Source organism: Elioraea rosea (genome assembly GCF_007644105.1).
In the GTDB taxonomy this organism is placed as follows: domain Bacteria; phylum Pseudomonadota; class Alphaproteobacteria; order Acetobacterales; family Acetobacteraceae; genus Elioraea_A; species Elioraea_A rosea.
The window spans coordinates 59029-78813 of the sequence record NZ_VFAC01000004.1; the positions used below are offsets into that span (position 1 = coordinate 59029).

Genomic DNA, 19785 nt, shown 5'->3' on the forward strand with positions numbered 1-19785 from the left:
GTGAAAGGGGTTCGCCGGCAACAAGATGTCGGGGTTTCGGCCCAGTCACCCTGGGCCCGTCACCATCCCGCGGCACATGCCGCGGCCGTGCGATATAACTCCAGGACAGGGAGCACGCGGCCATGACCGACCGCCTCGCCCTCCGAGACGCCCATACCGCCAACCCGCTCGACCTTCTCGAACAGATCGTCTCGGCCAATGACTGGCCGTTCGACCGTCGCGGCGATGACGAGATGGCCGTCGAGGTCCCGGGAAAATGGTGCGACTACACCCTGCACTTCTCCTGGTGCGCCGAGATCAGCGCGATGCATTTCTTCTGCGCGTTCGACCTCAAGGTTCCCGCCGCGCGCCGGGCCGCCGTGCATGAACTCCTCGCGCTCGCCAACGAGAAGCTCTGGCTCGGCCATTTCGGCGTGTGGGCCGAGGAGAACACGCCGGTGTTCCGCCACTCCGTCCTGCTTCGCGGCGCAGGCGGGCTGTCCGTCGAGGCGCTCGAGGACATGGTCGACATCGCCGTGACGGAGTGCGAGCGTTTCTTCCCCGCCTTCCAGTTCGTGCTGTGGGGCGGCAAGGGCCCGGCCGATGCGCTCGCCGCGGCGATGCTGGAGTGCGCCGGAGAAGCGTGATCGGCGTCGTGATGCCGGGCTGAACGGGGGGAGAGATGGCAGAAGCGGGTCCGGTCCTGCTCGTCGGCTGCGGCAAGATGGGTGGGGCGATGCTCGCCGGCTGGCTCGAGGCCGGCCGCAAGGTCGCCGTGGTCGAGCCGAAGGCGCCGGTCCCGCGGACGCCTGGCCTGGTCGCTGCCGTCGCGGTGCCCGAGGACCTGCCGGGCGGGCTCGCGCCTTCTGCCGTCGTGCTCGCGGTCAAGCCGCAGGAAGCGGCCAACGTCGTGCCGATCTACGCGCGCTTCGCCCGCTCGGCCGTCTATCTCTCGATCATGGCGGGCAAGACCGTCGCGGGCCTTGCCGGGATGCTCGGCGCGGAAGCCCGCATCGTGCGTGCAATGCCGAACACGCCAGCCTCCGTCCGCAAGGGCGTGACCGCCTGCTTCGCCGGCGAAGGCGTGACGGCGGCACAGAGGACGCTTTGTGACGAGCTGCTCGGCACCGTCGGCAAGGTGGCCTGGGTCGATCGCGAATCGCTGATCGACCCGGTCACCGCCGTCTCGGGGGGCGGCCCGGCCTATGTGTTCCTGCTGGCGGAGGTTCTGGAGGAGGCGGCCGTTTCCGAAGGCATCCCGCGCGACCTCGCGCGGCTTCTCGCGCGCGAAACCGTCTCGGGCTCCGGCGCGCTCCTCGCCGCGAGCACCGACGACGCCGCGCAACTCCGGAAGAACGTCACGAGCCCGGGCGGCACGACGGCCGAGGCGCTCGCCGTGCTGATGGCCGAGGATGCATGGCCCGCGCTGATGAAGCGCGCGATCGCTGCGGCGACGCGGCGGTCACGGGAACTCGCAGGATAGGCACGGGCCGGTCTATCCTCCCTGCATGACAGCCATCGACAGCTTCGACCGGGACGTCACCGCAGCCTTGCTCGCCGTCGCAGGCCGCGACGGGTGGTCTGCCGTGACCATGACAGCCATCGCGGAGGAGGCGGGCTGCACGCTCGCCGCGCTCCGCGCCCGCTTCGCATGCCGCGAGGCGATCCTGCTCCGCTTCGGCACGATCATCGACGTGACGGTGGCGGCAACGGAAACCACGGGCGAGACAGCGCGCGAGCGGCTGTTCGACGTCCTGATGCGCCGCTTCGACGTGCTTCAGCCGCATCGCGCAGGCGTCCTTGCCGTCGCCCGCGCCGCGCCGGGCGACCCGTGCCTTCTCGCTGCCGGCGCTCCGGCGGCGGTGCGCTCGATGGCCTGGATGCTCGAGGTGGCAGGGCTGCCGGCGACGGGCATCGCCGGGCAGCTTCGCGCCAAGGCGCTTCTCGCCCTCTGGCTCGCCGCCTTCCGCGCCTGGGCGAAGGACGACACCGCCGACATGGGCGCGACGATGGCCGCGCTCGACCGGCTGCTCGACCGGGCAGAGGGGCTCGCACGGACGCTCGAGCCGCTTCTCGCGGCGCGTGGATCGACCCCGAAACCGGCCAGCGAGGCCGAGGAACCGACGCCCGCCTGAGCCTCGGCGCGGCGCGCCCCCAAGGCGTTATACTGCACCGCACAATAGGGTTTGACCCGGCCTTATCGGGCCGCTAGACGGTCAGGCGGCCGAGACGGCCGCGGCACCCTGCCCCCCGGTTCGGCGCCGCCCCGCGACGCCCACGGAGCCACGCAACAAGGACCAACAGTCATGGCAAAGAAGCCCGAGCCCATGTTCGACATGGACCTCGCCAAGGTTATGGCCGATTTCAAGCTGCCCCATGTCGACGTCGAGGCGATGGTCGCTGCCCAGCGCAAGAACATCGAGACGCTGTCCACCGCGAACAAGCTCGCGATCGAGGGCATGCAGGCGGTCGCCAAGCGCAACATGGAGATCATGCAGCAGACGATGGCCGACCTGACGGAGGCCATGAAGGCGATCGCCTCTGCCGACGCGCCGCAGGCCAAGGCCGCGAAGCAGGCAGAGATGTTCAAGTCCGGCTACGAGAAGGCCATGCAGAACATGCGTGAGCTGCAGGACATGGTGCAGAAGGTCTCGGGCGAGACGCTGGGCGTGCTGAACAAGCGCGTCGCCGAGTCGCTCGACGAGGTGAAGGCGATGATGGCGGCCGCCTCCAAGAACTGAGCGAGACCGTCCGATCTACGGATACGGGAGCGGCGTAACGCCGCTCCCACGCTTTATCCAGGCAGGCTGATCCGGGCCCGCAACCCACCGCGCGGGCTTTCCTCGAGCGCGATCTCCCCGCCATGCGCGCGCACGATGTCGCGCGCGATCGTCAGCCCAAGCCCCGTTCCCCCCGCCCCGCCGGGCTGGTCGAGCCGAACGAAGGGGCGGAACGCATCCTCGCGCCTCGCGGCCGGAATGCCCGGCCCGTCGTCATCCACCGTGATTTGAACCGCCACGCCGCCATTGGGGCGGACGAAGCGCGCAGCACCGAGCCAGACATGCGCCGCATGGCGCCGCGCATTGTCGACGAGGTTCGTCACGCAGCGGCGCATCGCATCGGTGCGCAGCGGCAGGACGAGCTGGCGCTCCGCCTCCACCGTCACCTCCGTGCCGTTGCGCCGCGCCTTGGCCGCGACCTCCTCGAGCAGCTCCGACACGTCCGCCGCCTGGGCCTGCTCGGTTCCCTCGCCGCGCGCGAAGGCGAGATAGGCCTCGATCATCCGCTCCATCTCGGCAAGGTCGCCCGAAAGCGCCTCGGCCTCCTCGCGGTCCTCGTCGGGCAGGCGGGGGGCGAGCATGGCAAGCCCGAGCCGCATCCGCGTGATCGGCGTGCGCAGGTCGTGGCTGACGCCCGCGAGCATCTCGGTGCGCTGCGACAGGAACCGCGCCACGCGCTCGCGCATCCTGTTGAAGGCCACCGCCGCCTGGCGCACCTCGTCCGCCCCTTCAGGCTTGATCGGCGCGACGTCTCGCCCCTTGCCGAAGGCCTCGGCCGCCGAGGCGAGGCGGCGGATCGGCTTGACCTGGTTGCGCATGAACAGCACGGCGATGGCGAAGACGATCAGCGCCGACCCGATCAGCCAGAGCACGAACACCGTGACCGTTCCGGTAAAGAGCCGTTTCGCCGGCGCCTCGACATGCAGGAGCGCATTGGGAAGCTGCACCTGGATCTCGACCGCGCGCTCCGACCGCGGCCAGGTGATGCGGAAGGGCAGCCGCACACGCTCCTCGATCGCCGCTGCGAGCTCGTCCTCCGCCGGCCCGGTGCGGATGTCGGGCTCGTCCGGAAGCACCCCGCCAGGCTCTAGGCGGAGCACGAGCTCGAGCCGCGACAGCGCCTCGTTCGTCACCCAGACGAGAGTCTCGGGCCGCGGGTCGCGCTCCAGCGTCTCGACGATGAAGCCGATGTCGCCCGCGACCGCGGAGGCAAGGCGGCGCGATACGACCTCCCAGTGCGTGCCGTAGAACACCTGCAGCGCCACGGCCTGGAGCACGATCAGCGGCGTCACGATGATCAGCACCGAGCGCCCGAGCAGGCTTCTCGGCAACACGCGCTTGACGTGGGCGAGCAGGCCGCGTGCGATCACGCGCTCCCTCCCATCAGCCGGGCCTCAGCACGTAGCCCCTGCCCCGCACGGTCTGCAGGAAGGCGGGCTCGCGCGGGTCGGGCTCGATCTTGCGGCGAAGCCGCGTGACCTGAACATCGATCGCGCGCTCGCCCGCGTCCTCCTGTCCGAGCGCCGCGGCAAGGTCCTCGCGCGTCAGCGTCTCGCCTGCACGGGAGGCGAGCGCGCCGAGAAGCGCTGCCTCGCCGCTCGTCAGCCGCACCGGCTCGCCGTTCCTGACGAGCAGCCCGCGCGCAGGGTCGAACGTCGCCTCGCCGAGGCGCACGGGGCCGGCGCTGGGCGCCTGCGCGGCCGGGGCGGCGAGGCGACGCAGGATCGTGCGGATCCGCAACGAAAGCTCGCGCGGCTCGAAGGGCTTTGGCAGGTAGTCGTCGGCGCCGCGCTCGAACCCGGCGATGCGGTCCTCCGGCGTGCCGCGGGCGGTGAGCAGAACGACCGGCACGTCGCGCTCGCGCCGCACCGCCTCTGCAAGGTCGAGCCCGCTCTCGCCAGGCATCATCACGTCGAGCACGATCAGGTCGAACGCCATCAGCTTCAGGAGGTGGCGCGCCTCGGCGGCATCGGCCGCGGCCGTCACGCGGAACCCCTCGCGCTCGAGGAAGCGGCGCAGCAGGTCGCGCAGCCGCTGGTCGTCGTCGACGACGAGGAGGTGGTAGGCCTCGGACGCGGCGCCGCTGGCCATCACGCGACCTTGCCGCTCTCCCGGTCCTTCGCCTGGCCCGCCTCGATGCGGGCGCGCGCATCCGCCCCCATCATGCCGAGCATGACGCGGCGGAAGCCTTCGACCGCCTGCGCGCCTGATTCGCGGTAGGCGCGCGAGATGGTGTCGCGCTGGCGCTCGAACAGGCGGCGCTCGAGCGCCTGGCCCTTCTGCGTCAGGGTCAGCAGCCTCTGGCGGCGGTCGTTCCGCCCCGGCGCATGCACCACGTAGCCGCCTTCGACGAGCGGCTTCAGCACCCGGCCGAGCGATTGCTTGGTGATGCGCAGGATGGCGAGAAGCTCCGACACGGTGATGCCCGGGTGCCGGCCGACGAAGTGCAGCACGCGGTGATGCGCCCGCCCCATGTCGAGCTCGGCGAGGATCGCGTCCGGCCCCGCCGTGAAGTCCCGGTAGCCGAAGAAGAGGAGCTCCATCCCGAGACGGATCTCCTCCTCGCGGAGGAACAGGAGGGAAGCGGCACCGCGGGCATCCATGCGCGTCAGTCTTTCCTGGGTTGACGGGTCGTTACGTCAGCAACGTTGACATATTAACCGACCGACCGTAGCGTCGCCAAGGTTGCTCTTGAGGCATCACTCACGCAAGAAAGTTGCTCGAGAAGCAGCGGCAACATACCGAAGGATGCGCCCATGGCCCTTGTTCCCTATGACGACCGCGACGGGCTGATCTGGCTCGATGGTGTCCTGCGCCCGTGGCGCGAGGTCAAGGTTCACGTTCTCACGCATGCCCTGCACTACGGCTCGGCCGTGTTCGAGGGCGAGCGTGCCTATGAAGGCCACGTCTTCAAGCTGACCGAGCACAGCCAGCGCCTGATCGACAGCGGCCGGATCATGGACATGCAGATCCCCTGGACGCTCGAGCAGATCGACGAGGCGACGAAGGCGACGCTCGCGGCCTCGGGGCTGAAGGACGCCTATGTCCGCCCGATCGCCTGGCGCGGCTCGGAGATGATGGGGGTGGCGGGCCAGAAGAACACGATCCACCTCGCCATCGCCGTCTGGGAATGGGGCGCCTACTTCGCCGACAGGATGAAGGGCATTCGCCTCGACATCGGCGAGTGGCGCCGACCGCACCCGAAGACGGCGCCGACCGCGGCGAAGGCCGTCGGCCTCTACATGATCGCGACGCTGAACAAGCACGCGGCCGAGGCCAAGGGCTACGCCGACGCGCTGATGCTCGACTGGCGCGGCCAGGTCGCCGAGGCGACGGGCGCGAACATCTTCTTCGTGATCGACGGCGAGGTGCATACGCCCACGCCTGACTGCTTCCTCGACGGCATCACGCGCCGGACGGTGATGAAGCTCGCGCGGAACCGGCAGATGAAGGTGGTCGAGCGCGCGATCATGCCCGAGGAGATGGCCAAGGCGACCGAGTGCTTCCTTTGCGGGACCGCAGCCGAGGTCACGCCTGTCTCCGAGATCGGGCCCTACAAGTTCACGCCCGCCGACATCACCAAGACGCTTCTCGACGATTACGAGAAGACGGTGCGGATGAGCCCGGAGGAGGTCGCGAAGATCGCCGCCTGAGACCGTTCGCGAAGGCTGCTGCCGCGGCCTGGCGGCAGCAAATTCTCAAACGGGGTCAGATATCCGTCGATCACGCTCGCCTGAAGCCAGTTGCCGGCACGCGCGGCGGCGGTTAAGCCCCGCGAGTGCCGAACGCCTCCGAACAGCCTTGGTTCCCTCGCGCGCTCGCGCTCGTCGGCGCGATCACGCTTCTGCGGGTGTTCTGGCTCGCCTTCAACACGCCGGATCTCTACGCGGATGAGGCGCAGTACTGGGTTTGGGCGCAGGACCTGCGCCTCGGCTACGTCACCAAGCCGCCGCTCGTCGCCTGGCTGATCGCCGGCACCACCGCTCTCTGCGGCCCGGGCGAGGGCTGTATCCGCCTTTCCTCGCCGCTTCTGCACGCAGGTACCGCGCTCCTGCTCTGCGCGACCGCGGCACGCCTCTTCGGCGCCCGCGCGGCACTCTGGGCCGCTTCCGTGTACGCGACGCTTCCGGCCGTCTCGGTCTCCTCCGCCATCGTCTCGACCGATGCGGCGTTGCTCTTTGCCTGGGCAGCTGCGCTCCATGCGCTCGTCCGGCTGCGCGAGGGTGCGGGCCTCGCCTGGTGGGCCGTGCTCGGGCTCTCGCTCGGGCTAGGGTTCCTCGCGAAATACGCGATGGTGGGCTTCCTCGGCGGGCTTGTACTTACCCTCATCCTCGACCGCGAGGCGCGCAGCACCCTGCTGCGCGGCGCGGGCCCGTGGCTCGCCGCAGCGCTCGCGCTCGCGGTTCTGACGCCGAACCTCGCCTGGAATCTCTGGAACGGGTTCGCGACCGTCCGCCATGTCGGGGAGAACGCCAACCTCGGCGGCGGCCCATCTTTCAACCCGATCCAGGGCCTCGAGTTCCTCGGCGCGCAGTTCGGCGTGTTCGGGCCGATCACCTTCGCGCTGCTTCTCTGGGTGCTGTCGCGCCGTGCCACCTGGGCCGACCCCGCAACGCGCATGCTCGCGCTGTTCGCCGCCCCGATGGGCGCGCTGATGCTCGCCCAGTCCTTCGCGAGCCGCGCCAACGCCAACTGGGCCGCGCCCATCTACGTCGCCGGCACGCTGCTCGTCGTCGCCTGGGCGCTGGCGCAGGGGCGCGCGCTGCTCCTCCGCCTCTCCGTGGGCCTCCATGTCGCAGCGGCGCTGATCCTGTTCGCGGGGCCTCCGGCGGCAGAGGCCGCCGGCTTCTCGCTTCCGCGCGGCGCCGATCCGTGGATGCGGCAGAGGGGCTGGGCCACGCTTGGCGAGGCCGTCTCGCGCGTCGCCGCCGAGAACCGCGACGCGCGACTCCTGTTCGAGCAGCGCCGTGACATGGCGACGCTGATCTACTACGTCCGCCCCCACCCGCTCGATGCGCGCATGTGGGAGGCGGACGGCATCGCCCGGAACGAGTTCGAGCTGACCGCCGCGCTCCAGCCGGGCGAGCGCGGCCCCCTCCTGTTCGTGACGCGCCGCGACACCGCACCCGATGTGTTCGCGCGCTTCGAGCGCGTCGAACAGGCCGGGCGCATCACCGTGCCGACGCACCGCAACGCCGCGCTGCGCTACACGCTCTGGCGGCTCGAGGGGTTCCGCGGCTACCGCGACTGAGCCTCGTGTCGCGACAGACGCGGCGCGGCGCGGAATGCTACGCTCGGCCGGCATGCAGCCTGGCCACGACACAGCCCGACCGACGCGGAGCCTCACCGGCCTCCTGCTGCGCGTCACCACCGGCTTCGCGCTGCTCGCGCTCGCAGCGATCCTGCTTCCCGCGCTCGGCCGTGCCTGCCAGGACTGGCTGGAGTCGCGGGTCAACAGCGCGCATCTCGCCGCCCTCGCGCTTGAGGCGGCGGGCGAGGACATGCTCGACCCACAGCTCCAGGACCAGCTTCTGACGCTCGCGGGCGTCGATCTCGTGTCGCTGCGCACCCCCGGGCGGCGCATCCTGCCGCTTGCCCGCGAGGGGCGGGAGTTCCAGGTCGGCAAGGTGATCGACCTCAGGACACTGTCGCTCCCCCGGGCAATCGTGCTCTCGATCGAGCTCCTGATCCGCGACGAGGACGGGCATGTCCGCGTCATCGGCGACGGCATCACCGAACCGACGACGGTGGTCGACCTAGTGATGGAACGGAAGCCGCTCGTCGCCGCGCTGCATGCCTCGATGGCGCGGATCGTCATCACCGGCGTGGTGATCGCCGTGATCGCCTCGCTCCTGCTCTTCGCCATCCTGCAGATGCTGCTCGCGCGGCCGATGCGGGCGCTGACCGACAGCATCCGCCGCTTCGCCGATGACCCCGAGCGCCCGCTGCCCGAGCCGCGCGTGCGCCGGAAGGACGAGATCGGCGCCGCGACCGAGGCGATGGCGCAGATGCAGAGCTCGATCAGGCAGGACCTCTGGCGCAAGTCGCGCCTCGCCGCCCTCGGCACGGCGGTGGCGAAGGTGAACCACGACCTGCGCGGCGTGCTGGCCACGGCCCTTCTCGTATCCGACAGGCTCTCGGGCAGTTCCGACCCGAAGGTGCGCGCCTCCGCCCCGCAGCTCCTGGCCTCTATCGAGCGGGCCGTCGCGCTCTGCTCGCGCACGATGGAGTTCGTGCGCGAAGGGCCGCCGACGCTGAATGCGGCGCGGTTCGAGCTGAAGCCGCTGATCGAGGAAGCCGGCGCGGCAGCGAAGGCAGCGGCCTCGGCGGACGAGGCGCGCGTCTCGGTCATCGCCGATGCGCCGGGCGAGCTCGCCCTGGTGGCCGACCGGGAGATGCTGTTCCGCGTGGTCCTCAACCTCGCGCGCAACGCCATCGAGGCCGGCGCGACCCGGGTGACGGTCACGGCGCGGGAACGGGAGGGCGCCGTCTCGATCGAGCTCGCCGACAACGGCCGCGGCCTTCCCTCCGCGCTGGCGGCCGATCCGTTCAAGCCGTTCCAGTCCGGCCGACGCGGCGGCTCGGGGCTCGGACTCTCGATCGTGCGCGACCTCGTGCGCGCCCATGGCGGAGAGATCTCGGTCGCCGAGACGGGCCCCTCGGGAACTCGGTTCCATATCGGGCTGCCGCTCGATGCCACCGCCGAGCCGGAGGCAGAGGCGCCCCAGGCGCAGCCGCCCGCCCCACCCCCGCCAGAGCCGATCAGCGCTTCGTGAGCGCGTGGCGCGTCAGGTCTCCGGCTCGTCGCGCTCGATGCGCGAGGAATCGAGCGTGCGGTCACGCTGCCTCCGACGCGCGGTCTCGGCATCGTCATCGGCCTTCGCCGCCTTGTCGCGGCCATGCACGGCGCGATTGGCCTCGGCCTTCGCCTGCTCTTCGGCCTTCGCGCGCGCCTTGCGTACGCGGCGCAGGTTGACGATCTCGCCCATGGCGCTGCCCTCCCGCGGCGTTGCCGCCGCTCCGTGCCCGGCCCGATCATGACAGAGGTGCTCTCCGCTGTCCTGACCACCGTCGTGCCGGTCTTCGCGCTGGTCGCGCTCGGGTTCGTATCGGTCAAGCAAGGGTATATCGACGCCGCGGCCCAGCGCGGGCTCGTCATCTTCGCCTTCAACCTCGCCGCACCCGCGCTTCTGTTCTCCGCCGGCGTCTCCTCCGAGGGCGCGGGCGGGCGGGCGGCGGTCGCGTTCTTCGCCGGCTGCCTCGCCACCTACGGGCTCGTCTACCTGCTCGGCAAAGGCCCGCTCGGGCTCGGCATGGCCGAGGCGGCACTGACGTCGCTCAACGCCGGCTTCGGCAATGTCGTCGCCATGGGCATCCCGCTCACGCTCGCGGCCTATGGGCGCGAGGGGCTCGAGACGCTTCTCGGCATCGTCGGCCTGCACTCGCTCGCGCTGGTGGGGCTGACCACCGTCCTGCTCGAGCTCGCGCTTCGTGGCGCAGGCTCGGTTCGGGCGTTCGGCAACGTCGCGCTCGCCGTCGTCTCGAACCCGATCGTCGCGGCCCTTCTCGCGGCCATCCTGTGGCGGCTGCTCGGACTGCCGCAGCTGCCCGGGCCGATCCGCGCCACGCTCGACCTGCTCGGCTCGGCGTCGGCGCCGGTCGCGCTCGTCTCACTCGGTGCCGGGCTTGCCGCGTTCCGCCTCGGCCATGCCTGGCGCGAGGTGGCGGTCGCGGGGCTCGCGAAGCTCTTCGTCATGCCAGCGCTCGTGTTCCTCGCCTGCCGCGCCATCGGCCTCTCCCCGGCGGAGACGGCCGTGACGGTGACGGCCGCCGCCTTGCCGACAGGCTCGAACCCTGTGCTGCTCGCCGTGCGCTACGGCCTCGGCGCGGACCGTGCCGGCGCCACGGTGGTCGCCTCCACCCTCGTCTCGGTGGTCACGCTCTCGGGCCTGGTCGCTCTGTTCCGCTGAGACGCCAGGCTGCGGGGTTGCACGACAGGCCCGGCTGCGTCATCGGAGAGGGACAAGCGAAACGGGAGGACCAGATGGGCAGGACCATCACGCTCACGGCATCGGACGGCCACACGCTCTCTGCCTATGCGGCAGGGCCGGAGGACGCGACGCGCGCGCTCGTCGTGGTGCAGGAGATCTTCGGCGTGAACCATCACATGCGGACCGTGTGCGACCGGTTTGCCGCCGAAGGCTACGCCGTGGTCTGCCCCGCCCTGTTCGACCGCACGCAGCGCGGCGTCGAGCTCGGCTACACGGGCGAGGACGTCGCCCGCGGCCGCGAACTTCGCGGCCAGGTGCCCGAGGCGGGGCCGGTGCTCGACATCGAGGCCGCCGCCGCGGCGCTGCCGAAGGGCGCGAAGCGTGGCATCGTCGGCTATTGCTGGGGCGGAACGGTTGCCTGGTGGGGCGCGACGCGGACGAAGAGCTTCGCGGCAAGCTCCTGCTGGTATGGCGGCGGCATCGCCGGCACGCGCACGGAGGCGCCGCACTGCCCGGTGCAGATGCATTTCGGGGAGAAGGACGCCTCGATCCCGATGAGCGATGTCGAGGCGATTCGCGCCGCCCAGCCCGGCGTCGAGATCTTCGTCTATGAGGGAGCGCAACACGGCTTCGGCTGCGACGAGCGCGGCAGCTTCAGCAAGCCCGACTCCGACCTCGCCCAGAAGCGGACGCTGGCCTTCTTCGGAAAGCATCTTTCGTAGGCCCTCAGACGCCGGGCGCCGCCTCCGGCGGCTTGGCTCGCGGAGTTTCTTCATGCCCTCAGGCGCCGGGCGCCGCCTCCGGCGGCTTGGCTCGCGCCAGGGGGCGCGGCGCGCAGTTCGCACGCTTGAAGCAAAGGCCCTCAGGCGCCGGGCGCGGCGAGACCGCTACGCCTCGCCCTTCGCCTCGAGGCCGAGGACGCGCCCGGCCACGGCGTCGAGCCGCGCGACCAAGGCCGGGTCGCGCTTCTCCGGCGCCGTGACGATCGCGTTCTCGAGCGCGGTGTGGCAGCCGGCCCAGCAGGGCTCGCGCCGCTCGCCGAGCACCGGAACCACCTTCGCAACGAGCGACCGCGCCTTCGCCGCGTTCTCGAACAGCACCTTCACGACGAGTTCGACCGTCACGTGGTCATGCTCGGGGTGCCAGCAATCGTAGTCCGTCACCATCGCAACGGTCGCGTAACAGAGCTCGGCCTCCCGGGCGAGCTTTGCCTCCGGCATGTTCGTCATGCCGATCACGTCGCAGCCCCAGGCGCGGTAGAGCTCGCTCTCCGCGCGCGTCGAGAATTGCGGCCCCTCCATCGCGAGATAGGTGCCGCCGCGCTGGTGCGGCAGGGCGAGGTCGCGGCAGGCCTGCTCGAGCGCGTCGCCAAGGCGGCGGCACACCGGGTCGGCCATCGAGACGTGGGCGACGCAGCCTGCGCCGAAGAAGCTCTTCTGCCGCGCGAAGGTGCGGTCGACGAACTGGTCGACGATCACGAAGCTGCCGGGCGGCAGCTCGGCGCGGAGCGAGCCGACGGCAGAGAGAGAGATGATCTCGGTGCAGCCCGCCCGCTTCAGCGCATCGATGTTTGCGCGATAGGGAAGGTCGGTCGGCGAGAGCCTGTGTCCGCGGTCGTGCCGCGGCAGGAACACCACCTGCACGCCGGAAAGCCGCCCGAACAGCAGTTCGCCCGAAGGGAGGCCCCAGGGCGTCTTCACCTGGCGCCACTCCGCCCCCTCGATGCCCTCGATGTCATAGACGCCCGAACCGCCGATGATGCCGATGACGGGCGTGGGAACGGGCGGAGGCGAGTCGGCCATGCGTGGTGTCCTTGCAAGCGAAAGGGGCCGCCCCGGAAGGCGGCCCCATCTTCTAGCCCAAAGCCGCGCTGCCGATCAGTGCTTCAGGTCAGCCCAGATCTTGCGCTTCACGGCGTAGGTCATGCCGGCCAGGATCGTCAGGAACAGGATCACCCGCACGCCCATCGCCCTGCGCTGCTCGAGTTCCGGCTCCGCTGCCCATGCCATGAAGGTCGTGACGTCGCGCGCCATCTGTGAGGTGGTCGCGGGCGTGCCGTCGGCGTAGACGATCTGGTCGTCGTTCAGTGGCCGGCCCATCGCGATCCAGTGCCCGGGGAAGTAGTCGTTGTAGTGCATCCCATCCATCACCGGCACGCCAGGCGGCGGCTCGTCTCGATACCCGGTCAGAAGCGCGTAGAGATAGTCGGCGCCGCCACCGCGCGCCTTGATGATCAGCGAGAGGTCAACAGGGTAGGCGCCGTTGTTGACCGCGCGAGCCGCCCTCTCGTTCGGGAAGGGGCTGCGGAAACGGTCGGATGCGCGGCCGGGCCGCTCGAACATCTCGCCATCGTCGTTCGGCCCGTCCTGGACCTGAACCTCGGCGGCGATGGCCCGGATCTCGTCCTCCGAGAGCCCGATCTCGGCGAGGTTCCGGTAGGAGATCTGCTTCATCGCGTGGCAGGCTGCGCAGACCTCCTTGTAGACCTGGAAGCCGCGCTGGGCGGAGGCACGGTCGAACGTGCCGAACAGGCCACCGAACGACCAGTCCTGCGCGGGCGGCTTGACCACCTCGCCCGCCGCGTTCGCTGCGAACGGCGTGGCGAGAACGAGCGCTGCCGCGACAACAGCGTTCCGAAGACTGCGCATCATGCCTTCTCCATCGGCTTGGCGGAGGCGCCCGCGGGCACAGGACCGCCGCCACGCAGCACCGGCGCCGAGATGCTCTCGGGCAGCGGGCGCGGCCGCTCCAGCTTCCCGAGGACCGGCAGGATCACCAGGAAGTACATGAAGTAGTAGGCGGTGCCGACGCGGCTGATCGTCACCCAGATGCCCTCGGCCGGCATCGCGCCCGCATAGCCGAGCACGACGCAGGCGATCGCGAACATCCAGAAGAACGGCCGCGCGAGCGGGCGGAACTTCATGCTGCGGACCGGGCTCGTGTCGAGCCAGGGCAGCACGAACAGCACCGCGATCGAGCCGAACATCAGCAGCACGCCGCCGAGCTTGTCGGGCACCGCGCGAAGGATCGCGTAGAACGGCAGGAAGTACCACTCGGGCACGATGTGCGCCGGCGTCACCAGCGGGTTCGCCGGGATGTAGTTGTCAGCGTGGCCGAGATAGTTCGGCATGAAGAACACAAGGAACGCGAACACGATCAGGTAGATGCAGAGGCCGAACGTGTCCTTGATCGTGTAGTAGGGGTGGAACGGGATCGTGTCCTGCGGGCCCTTCGGCTCGATGCCGAGCGGGTTGTTCGAGCCCGTGATGTGGAGCGCCACCACGTGCAGGAACACCACGCCGACGATCAGGAACGGCAGCAGGTAGTGCAGCGAGAAGAAGCGGTTGAGGGTGGGGTTGTCCACGCTGAACCCGCCCCACAGCCACACCACGATGTCCGGCCCGACGATCGGGATCGCGCTGAACAGGTTGGTGATCACGGTCGCCCCCCAGAAGCTCATCTGGCCCCAGGGAAGCACGTAGCCCATGAAGGCGGTGGCCATCATCAGGAGCAGGATGACGACGCCGAGCATCCACAGGAGTTCGCGCGGCGTCTTGTAGGATCCGTAGTACAGGCCGCGGAAGATGTGGATGTACACCACAATGAAGAACATGCTGGCGCCGTTCATGTGGATGTAGCGGATCAGCCAGCCGTAGTTCACGTCGCGCATGATGCGCTCGACACTGTCGAACGCGTAGGCCGTGTGCGCCGTGTAGTGCATCGCGAGGAAGATGCCGGTGACGATCATCACCACGAGGTTGACCATCGCCAGCGCGCCGAAGTTCCAGAAGTAGTTGAAGTTCTTCGGCGTGGGGAACTGCGCATACTCCTTGTTGAGCATGCTCGGGATCGGCAGGCGCTCGTCGATCCAGCGCACCACCGGGTTCTTCATGTCGCTCTTGTGCAGTCCGGCCATCGTTCTGTGCCTCAGCCGATGCGGATGGAGGTGTCGGTCAGGAACGCGTACTCGGGGATCTCGAGGTTGCGTGGCGCAGGGCCGCGGCGGATGCGCCCCGAGGTGTCGTAGTGGCTGCCGTGGCAGGGGCAGAACCAGCCGCCGAAGTCGCCCTTCGGGTCCGTCGGGCGCTGGCCGAGCGGCACGCAGCCGAGATGGGTGCAGATGCCGATCATCACGAGCCACGCGGGCTTCTGCACGCGGGACTGGTCCGTCGCCGGGTCGGGAAGGGCGGACATGTTCACGTCGGCCGCGGCCCGGATGTCGTCGGCCGTGCGGTGGCGGACGAACACGGGCTTGCCGCGCCAGACCACGGTGATGGCCTGGCCCTCGGCGATCGGCGCGAGATCGACCTCCGTGGAGGCGAGCGCCAGCACCGAGGCGGAGGGGTTCATGCTGTCGATGAAGGGCCAGGCAAAGGCGCCGACGCCGACAGCGGCCATCGCCGTCGTGGTCAGCTTCAGGAAGTCGCGCCTCGTTTCGGCTGACCTGCCGTCGGCAGAGCCTGTCGCGGTGGCCGCGTTCGCCATTCCCACTCCCTCCTGCGGCCCCGCCACATGTCGGGCCGCCCTGATCGCCCACGTCGTCGCCCGTTGCCGGCGCCGGTGCACGGGGCGGGGAAACGGCAATGCAGCCGCAGGCGGGCACACGCATGCCCGCACCCCGAACCCAGCGCCCGCGGGCCTATAGCGCCTGATGCCCGGTAGGGCAACCTGGCGAGGCTCGGACGACTTGCGTTGCGACATGGACATGGCTCCGGCATTGGCAAGGGCGCTGCCGCCCCAGTGAACCGCCTTCTGCGAAGCCGGGGGCGTTGACGCCGCGCCCGGCTTGCCGCCCCATTCCGTCCATGCCGATTCCCTCCGACGCCCAGAAAGACGCTGCGCGGACCTGGTTCTCGACGCTGCGTGACCGCCTCTGCGCCGCCTTCGAGGCCCTCGAGGACGCGCCGGACACCCCCCTCGCGGGGACCCGCCCGCCCGGGCGCTTCACCCGCACGGAGTGGCAGAGGCCAGGCGGCGGCGGCGGAGCCATGAGCGTCATGAAGGGGCGCGTGTTCGAGAAGGTCGGCGTGAACGTCTCGACCGTGCATGGCGAGTTCAGCCCCGAATTCCGCGCCCAGATTCCCGGCGCTGCGGAGGATCCGCGCTTCTGGGCCTCGGGCATCAGCCTCGTCGCGCACATGCAGAGCCCGCGCGTGCCGGCCGCGCACATGAACACCCGCATGATCGTGACGACCAAGGGCTGGTTCGGCGGCGGCGGCGACCTGACCCCGATGTTCCTTGACCGTCCCGAGACGGAGGAGGACGGCGCGACCTTCCACGCCGCCTTCAAGGGGGCCTGCGACCGGCACGACCCGGCCTGGTACCCGAAGTTCAAGGAATGGTGCGACCGATACTTCTACCTTCCGCACCGGGGCGAGCCGCGTGGCGTGGGCGGCATCTTCTACGACACCCACGATACCGGGAACTGGGACGCCGATTTCGCCTTCACCCGCGATGTCGGCCTCGCCTTCCTCGAGGCCTTCCCCGCCATCGTCGCGCGGCGGATGCGCGAGCCATGGACGGAGGAGGAGCGCGAGCACCAGCTCATCCGCCGCGGCCGCTATGTGGAGTTCAACCTTCTCTATGACCGCGGCACGCTGTTCGGGCTGAAGACGGGCGGCAACACCGAGGCGATCCTGATGAGCCTGCCGCCCGAAGTGCGCTGGCCCTGAGGCGCCGGGGGCCGGGATGCCGGGCGGCCCCCTCTTCCACGCCTGGTCCGTCGGCTCGCTGCGCAGGCTCGGCTTCACCGGCCCCTGGATCCGCGTGAGCCTCGAGCCAGACGCGCTCGTGCTCCTCGGCGAGGGGGGCGTGATGCGGCGCATCGCCCTGACGGACATCACCGCCATGGCCGCGAGCGTGGTCAGCGGCAGGCACGTCTGGCACGCGATCTGGCTGACGCTCGGCGGTGCGCCGGGCAGGCTGGAGATCACGACGCCGCCCTCGCTCGAGGAGCGCGTGGGCTACGAGGCGGTCGTGCGCGGCCTCGCCGAGGCACTGATGGCCCGCGGCGTGCCGGTCACGACCGGCCATGGCTGGTTCGGCGCCGTGTTCGGATTGGGCGCGCTTGGCCTCGTCGCTGCAGGGCTGGTGGTGTTCTCGATCGTGCTCGCGGTCGAGGAGGACGGGAGCTGGTGGCACCCTCTCCCGGCGCTCGCCTTCATCCTGACGATGATCGCGCTCCTCTGGCGCACGCTGACGCGCGAGACGCCGAGGCCGGCACGCAGCGCGGCCGACCTCTCCCGCGCCTTCGCCTGGCGGCGCTGACGCCTCGTCACGTCAGGCGGGTGCGGCATCCGGCCTGACGTGGCGACACAGGCTCAGTCGCCGGTCCAGCCGCGCACTGTCTTCACGTGACGGCGCCTCAGCAGGTCGAGCACCACGTGCGGCTCCATCTCGAGCTCCTCGTCGGTGCAGCCCAGCATCCTGGCGAGGCTGACCGGTTGCATGGCTGCGAGGGCCGGTACGCCAGGGACCGCCGCGACATCACTGTCATAAAGATCGAACCAGGGGATTCCCGCCGCGGCATATTCCTTCGCCGTCGGCGGCTCAGTCGGAGGAGCCTCGCCGGTCACGTGCCGCCATGCCATGGCATCGAGGATGGTGACGAACATGCGCAGTGTGCGGGAGGTGTCGTAGTCGGCAAGCGGCCGATCATCTGCATAGACGCGCTGCCTGATCCAGCCTCCCGGAGCGAGGCCGAGCTGCGGCGATTCGCTGTAGAGACGCTGGGCTGACGCCTGCTCCTGCCAGACCAAAGGCTCCTTCCAGCGCGCATAGGCATCGCTGGTCAGCGGCGTCACAGACAGCTGCAGCCCGCCATGCTCGGCCGCGCCGGTGAGCTGCTCCTCGGCCGTCACCCCCGCGCCTAGCGGCATGGCCACGAACTGCCGAACGACATCGCTTTCGGTCTTGAAGCCGTCGAGCCACGGCTGCAGCGGAACCGGACAATAGTCCTGCGGCTCCCGGTGCAACCCGTCGCGCCATCGCTCTCCCGACACGGCGTTGATCTTGCCGGTCGCGATCTTCACCGCGCACGGCATCCGCCTGTCCTCGAACCAGCTTTCGTGGAAGCCTATCCACAGCGCCTCGGCCTGCCACATCGGCATGATGAGGCCGCCGCGCCGCACGACCGAGGCAGGCAACCGATCGGCATAGTCGTCAACATGCTTCAGCGGGAACCAACCAAGCCCGGCAGGCAGGCGGTGTATCACGTCCGTATCCGGCACCCGTAGCGTGCGGTGGAATGAAATGCGCGCCGCCGCTTCCGCGCCAAGATGCGGAAACCGGAACGTCAGGATGCTGCCATCGAGTTCGATCATCGCCAATCCCCCTCCTGTCACGTCGTTGCCTCAGCTAATCACCACTCCCCGTCACGCACCTCGCGCGCGATGCGGAGGATGGCGTGGTCGGGCATCGCGTTCAGCTCGCGGATGAGCTCCGCGAACAGTTTCGGCCGCCGAAGGATCGCGCGGCGCAGGTCGGCCGAGACCTTGCCGGCAAGCGCGAGCAGAACGTCGCGGTCCTCGCCCAGCACATCCGCGAGGCGGGCGATCGCCTCCTCCCCCGGCGGTGCGACGAGGCCCCGCTCGATCCGCGAGAGGTAGTCGGGCTGCACCCCGGCACGCGCTGCGACCTGGCGCAGGGTGAAGGCCCGCGGTTCGGTCTTGGCGCGGGCGAGACGGGCGTGGCGGATGGTCTCGCCGAAGCCGCCATCTGCCCCTGCGCCAGCCTCAAGCCGGGTCGCGTCATCCTTCACGGCGCCCATCTGATGACTGTTGATGCATTAGTCAACACTTACCAACGGTCAGACGAGGAGCAGCGGCCGTTCACCGCCCCAACCGCGCAAGCGCCATCAGCGCTCCGCCGGCGAGAAGCCCCCAGAACGCCGCGCCGATGCCGCCGATGCTCACACCGGAGGCAGAGACGACGAAGGTGACGATCGCCGCCTCGCGGTCGCGCACCTCGGCGAGCCCCGCCACAAGCGCGGCGGCGAGCGGCGCGAGCAGCGCAAGCCCCGCGACGGCCTGGACGAGTACGGGCGGCGCCAGCGCGGCGAGCCCCGTCACCCCGCCCGCCAGAACGCCGAAGGCGACGTAGGTCGCGCCCGCAACCGTCGCCGCCCACCAGCGCCGGGCGGGGTCGCGGTGCGCGCCAGGCCCAGCGCAGATCGCGGCCGTGATGGCGGCAAGGTTCACCGCGTGCGAGCCGAACGGCGCGGCAAGGACGGACGTGACCCCCGTCGCCGTGAACAGCGGCCCGGGCGCAGGGCGGTAGCCATTCGCCGAGAGCACCGCGATGCCCGGAATGTTCTGCGACGCCATCGTCACCAGGAACAGCGGCAGCGCGATGCCGACGAGCGCCGAGGGCACGAATTCCGGCACCACGAGCACGGGCGTCGCGACGATCTCGCCGATGCCGCCCTCGGGAAGCGACACCGTTGCCGCCACGCCGATCACCGCCGCGGCGACGGCGGCGGGAATGGCTGCGAGCCGGTTCAGCCGTCCCGCCACCGCCCAGGCGAGCAGCATCGGCAGCGCCAGCAGCGGCACCTCCGCCGCGGCACGCACCGGCGCGAGGCAGAGGCTGAACAGGACGCCGCCGAGCATGGCGTTGGCAAGCGGCGCGGGGATTGCCGCCACGGCGCGGCCGAGCGGCCCGAACAGCCCCGCGAGCACCACGAGCGCGCCGGAGACGACGAAGGCGCCAACGGCGGCCGCGAACCCGCCCTCCGGCGCCCCCGACGTCGCGAGCAGCGCCGCCCCCGGCGTGGACCAGGCGACGGAGATGGGCATACGCCTGGCCAGCGACAGGACGATGCCGCAGAGGCCCATGGCGGCCGTCAGCGCGGCGAGGCCGGAGGCCGCCTCCGCCGGGTTCGCCCCCGCCGCCACGAGCCCCTGCAGGACCACCGCGAAGCTCGAGAAGAAGCCGACGAAGCCGGCGAGGAGCCCTGCCCACGTGGCCTGGAGCGAGGCCCCTCTCAGAGCCAGTCCAGTGCTTCGCCTGCCGTGATCGTCTGGCATCGATTTCCT

The 19785-nt window shown here is 70.3% G+C and carries 22 protein-coding genes; 11 read left to right on the forward strand and 11 right to left on the reverse strand.

Annotated elements, in window-relative coordinates; genetic code table 11:
• Positions 1–122: 122 nt before the first annotated feature.
• From FIF60_RS04670 to FIF60_RS04685, 4 genes are all read left to right on the forward strand, one after another.
• Positions 123–626, forward strand: coding sequence for a type III secretion system chaperone family protein (locus FIF60_RS04670; RefSeq protein ID WP_144184355.1), 504 nt, complete (start codon positions 123–125; stop codon positions 624–626).
• A gap of 35 nt (positions 627–661) precedes the next feature.
• A complete protein-coding gene (gene proC, locus FIF60_RS04675) occupies positions 662–1462 on the forward strand; it encodes a pyrroline-5-carboxylate reductase (protein WP_144184357.1) in 801 nt (266 codons plus the stop codon).
• A 25-nt stretch (positions 1463–1487) separates the two neighbouring features.
• A complete protein-coding gene (locus FIF60_RS04680; RefSeq protein ID WP_144184359.1) occupies positions 1488–2114 on the forward strand; it encodes a TetR family transcriptional regulator in 627 nt (208 codons plus the stop codon).
• 171 nt (positions 2115–2285) lie between these two features.
• The gene (locus tag FIF60_RS04685) at positions 2286–2720 is read left to right on the forward strand and encodes a phasin family protein (protein ID WP_144184361.1); all 435 of its coding nucleotides are present in this window, start codon (positions 2286–2288) and stop codon (positions 2718–2720) included.
• 53 nt (positions 2721–2773) lie between these two features.
• Here the strand turns inward: FIF60_RS04685 and FIF60_RS04690 are convergent, their stop codons facing one another.
• Genes FIF60_RS04690 through FIF60_RS04700 form a run of 3 tightly spaced genes read right to left on the reverse strand, consistent with a single transcriptional unit; the run spans position 2774 to position 5362 of the window.
• Positions 2774–4129, reverse strand: a complete 1356-nt coding sequence (locus FIF60_RS04690) for an ATP-binding protein (RefSeq protein ID WP_239451488.1) — start codon at positions 4127–4129, stop codon at positions 2774–2776.
• Positions 4130–4142: 13 nt separating this feature from the next.
• Entirely contained in the window at positions 4143–4850 is a 708-nt protein-coding gene (locus FIF60_RS04695) for a response regulator (RefSeq protein ID WP_144184363.1), read from the reverse strand.
• On the reverse strand, positions 4850–5362 hold the full coding sequence (locus tag FIF60_RS04700; protein WP_144184365.1) for a MarR family winged helix-turn-helix transcriptional regulator: 513 nt from the start codon (positions 5360–5362) through the stop codon (positions 4850–4852). Before FIF60_RS04700 ends, FIF60_RS04695 begins: the two co-directional genes overlap by 1 nt.
• Positions 5363–5515: 153 nt before the next feature.
• On the opposite strand from FIF60_RS04700, the gene FIF60_RS04705 reads away from it, so the two are divergent.
• The 3 genes from FIF60_RS04705 (at position 5516) to FIF60_RS04715 (ending at position 9535) form a co-directional block, all read left to right on the forward strand.
• Positions 5516–6412, forward strand: coding sequence for a branched-chain amino acid aminotransferase (locus tag FIF60_RS04705; RefSeq protein WP_144184367.1), 897 nt, complete (start codon positions 5516–5518; stop codon positions 6410–6412).
• Between the two features lie 125 nt (positions 6413–6537).
• Entirely contained in the window at positions 6538–8010 is a 1473-nt protein-coding gene (locus tag FIF60_RS04710) for an ArnT family glycosyltransferase (RefSeq protein WP_144184369.1), read from the forward strand.
• A gap of 34 nt (positions 8011–8044) precedes the next feature.
• Positions 8045–9535: a sensor histidine kinase gene (locus FIF60_RS04715; protein ID WP_158639062.1), complete on the forward strand. Its 1491-nt coding sequence runs from the start codon at positions 8045–8047 to the stop codon at positions 9533–9535.
• A 12-nt stretch (positions 9536–9547) separates the two neighbouring features.
• Here FIF60_RS04715 and FIF60_RS04720 read toward each other — a convergent pair whose 3' ends face one another.
• Complete coding sequence (locus tag FIF60_RS04720; protein ID WP_144184373.1) at positions 9548–9748, reverse strand: DUF4169 family protein; 201 nt, start codon at positions 9746–9748, stop codon at positions 9548–9550.
• Positions 9749–9796: 48 nt separating this feature from the next.
• On the opposite strand from FIF60_RS04720, the gene FIF60_RS04725 reads away from it, so the two are divergent.
• Together FIF60_RS04725 and FIF60_RS04730 are read left to right on the forward strand one after the other, a co-directional pair.
• Entirely contained in the window at positions 9797–10729 is a 933-nt protein-coding gene (locus tag FIF60_RS04725; RefSeq protein WP_158639063.1) for an AEC family transporter, read from the forward strand.
• A gap of 74 nt (positions 10730–10803) precedes the next feature.
• Entirely contained in the window at positions 10804–11472 is a 669-nt protein-coding gene (locus FIF60_RS04730) for a dienelactone hydrolase family protein (RefSeq protein WP_144184377.1), read from the forward strand.
• Between the two features lie 165 nt (positions 11473–11637).
• Here FIF60_RS04730 and FIF60_RS04735 read toward each other — a convergent pair whose 3' ends face one another.
• The 4 genes from FIF60_RS04735 to petA all read right to left on the reverse strand — a co-directional run bounded on the left by FIF60_RS04735 (position 11638) and on the right by petA (position 15235).
• Positions 11638–12552 (reverse strand): S-methyl-5'-thioadenosine phosphorylase, encoded by a 915-nt coding sequence (locus FIF60_RS04735; RefSeq protein ID WP_144184379.1) that lies wholly within the window; start codon positions 12550–12552, stop codon positions 11638–11640.
• 75 nt (positions 12553–12627) lie between these two features.
• Positions 12628–13401: a cytochrome c1 gene (locus FIF60_RS04740; RefSeq protein ID WP_456305139.1), complete on the reverse strand. Its 774-nt coding sequence runs from the start codon at positions 13399–13401 to the stop codon at positions 12628–12630.
• The gene (locus tag FIF60_RS04745) at positions 13398–14666 is read right to left on the reverse strand and encodes a cytochrome b (protein ID WP_144184381.1); all 1269 of its coding nucleotides are present in this window, start codon (positions 14664–14666) and stop codon (positions 13398–13400) included. Before FIF60_RS04745 ends, FIF60_RS04740 begins: the two co-directional genes overlap by 4 nt.
• A gap of 11 nt (positions 14667–14677) precedes the next feature.
• Positions 14678–15235: a ubiquinol-cytochrome c reductase iron-sulfur subunit gene (gene petA, locus FIF60_RS04750; protein WP_144184383.1), complete on the reverse strand. Its 558-nt coding sequence runs from the start codon at positions 15233–15235 to the stop codon at positions 14678–14680.
• A 320-nt stretch (positions 15236–15555) separates the two neighbouring features.
• Between petA and hemF the strand changes: the two genes are divergently transcribed.
• Positions 15556–16422 carry an oxygen-dependent coproporphyrinogen oxidase gene (gene hemF, locus FIF60_RS04755; protein ID WP_144184385.1) on the forward strand — a complete coding sequence of 289 codons (867 nt, stop codon included), beginning with the start codon at positions 15556–15558 and terminating at the stop codon, positions 16420–16422.
• Positions 16423–16438: 16 nt separating this feature from the next.
• Positions 16439–17017, forward strand: a complete 579-nt coding sequence (locus FIF60_RS04760) for a hypothetical protein (RefSeq protein WP_144184387.1) — start codon at positions 16439–16441, stop codon at positions 17015–17017.
• 53 nt (positions 17018–17070) lie between these two features.
• Here FIF60_RS04760 and FIF60_RS04765 read toward each other — a convergent pair whose 3' ends face one another.
• From FIF60_RS04765 to FIF60_RS04775, 3 genes are all read right to left on the reverse strand, one after another.
• Positions 17071–18072 carry a hypothetical protein gene (locus FIF60_RS04765; RefSeq protein ID WP_144184388.1) on the reverse strand — a complete coding sequence of 334 codons (1002 nt, stop codon included), beginning with the start codon at positions 18070–18072 and terminating at the stop codon, positions 17071–17073.
• Positions 18073–18110: 38 nt separating this feature from the next.
• Complete coding sequence (locus FIF60_RS04770; RefSeq protein WP_144184390.1) at positions 18111–18518, reverse strand: helix-turn-helix domain-containing protein; 408 nt, start codon at positions 18516–18518, stop codon at positions 18111–18113.
• A 61-nt stretch (positions 18519–18579) separates the two neighbouring features.
• Positions 18580–19776 carry a benzoate/H(+) symporter BenE family transporter gene (locus tag FIF60_RS04775; protein ID WP_144184392.1) on the reverse strand — a complete coding sequence of 399 codons (1197 nt, stop codon included), beginning with the start codon at positions 19774–19776 and terminating at the stop codon, positions 18580–18582.
• Positions 19777–19785 lie beyond the last annotated feature (9 nt).

What these genes read in the sequence shown, in the direction of transcription:
- FIF60_RS04670 (WP_144184355.1), top strand. Translation starts at nt 123, where the DNA reads ATGACCGACCGCCTCGCCCTCCGAGACGCCCATACCGCCAACCCGCTC.
- proC (WP_144184357.1), top strand. Translation starts at nt 662, where the DNA reads ATGGCAGAAGCGGGTCCGGTCCTGCTCGTCGGCTGCGGCAAGATGGGT.
- FIF60_RS04680 (WP_144184359.1), top strand. Translation starts at nt 1,488, where the DNA reads ATGACAGCCATCGACAGCTTCGACCGGGACGTCACCGCAGCCTTGCTC.
- FIF60_RS04685 (WP_144184361.1), top strand. Translation starts at nt 2,286, where the DNA reads ATGGCAAAGAAGCCCGAGCCCATGTTCGACATGGACCTCGCCAAGGTT.
- FIF60_RS04695 (WP_144184363.1), bottom strand. Translation starts at nt 4,850, where the DNA reads ATGGCCAGCGGCGCCGCGTCCGAGGCCTACCACCTCCTCGTCGTCGAC.
- FIF60_RS04700 (WP_144184365.1), bottom strand. Translation starts at nt 5,362, where the DNA reads ATGGATGCCCGCGGTGCCGCTTCCCTCCTGTTCCTCCGCGAGGAGGAG.
- FIF60_RS04705 (WP_144184367.1), top strand. Translation starts at nt 5,516, where the DNA reads ATGGCCCTTGTTCCCTATGACGACCGCGACGGGCTGATCTGGCTCGAT.
- FIF60_RS04715 (WP_158639062.1), top strand. Translation starts at nt 8,045, where the DNA reads ATGCTACGCTCGGCCGGCATGCAGCCTGGCCACGACACAGCCCGACCG.
- FIF60_RS04720 (WP_144184373.1), bottom strand. Translation starts at nt 9,748, where the DNA reads ATGGGCGAGATCGTCAACCTGCGCCGCGTACGCAAGGCGCGCGCGAAG.
- FIF60_RS04725 (WP_158639063.1), top strand. Translation starts at nt 9,797, where the DNA reads ATGACAGAGGTGCTCTCCGCTGTCCTGACCACCGTCGTGCCGGTCTTC.
- FIF60_RS04730 (WP_144184377.1), top strand. Translation starts at nt 10,804, where the DNA reads ATGGGCAGGACCATCACGCTCACGGCATCGGACGGCCACACGCTCTCT.
- FIF60_RS04735 (WP_144184379.1), bottom strand. Translation starts at nt 12,552, where the DNA reads ATGGCCGACTCGCCTCCGCCCGTTCCCACGCCCGTCATCGGCATCATC.
- FIF60_RS04740 (WP_456305139.1), bottom strand. Translation starts at nt 13,401, where the DNA reads ATGATGCGCAGTCTTCGGAACGCTGTTGTCGCGGCAGCGCTCGTTCTC.
- FIF60_RS04745 (WP_144184381.1), bottom strand. Translation starts at nt 14,666, where the DNA reads ATGGCCGGACTGCACAAGAGCGACATGAAGAACCCGGTGGTGCGCTGG.
- petA (WP_144184383.1), bottom strand. Translation starts at nt 15,235, where the DNA reads ATGGCGAACGCGGCCACCGCGACAGGCTCTGCCGACGGCAGGTCAGCC.
- hemF (WP_144184385.1), top strand. Translation starts at nt 15,556, where the DNA reads ATGCCGATTCCCTCCGACGCCCAGAAAGACGCTGCGCGGACCTGGTTC.
- FIF60_RS04760 (WP_144184387.1), top strand. Translation starts at nt 16,439, where the DNA reads ATGCCGGGCGGCCCCCTCTTCCACGCCTGGTCCGTCGGCTCGCTGCGC.
- FIF60_RS04765 (WP_144184388.1), bottom strand. Translation starts at nt 18,072, where the DNA reads ATGATCGAACTCGATGGCAGCATCCTGACGTTCCGGTTTCCGCATCTT.
- FIF60_RS04770 (WP_144184390.1), bottom strand. Translation starts at nt 18,518, where the DNA reads ATGGGCGCCGTGAAGGATGACGCGACCCGGCTTGAGGCTGGCGCAGGG.
- FIF60_RS04775 (WP_144184392.1), bottom strand. Translation starts at nt 19,776, where the DNA reads ATGCCAGACGATCACGGCAGGCGAAGCACTGGACTGGCTCTGAGAGGG.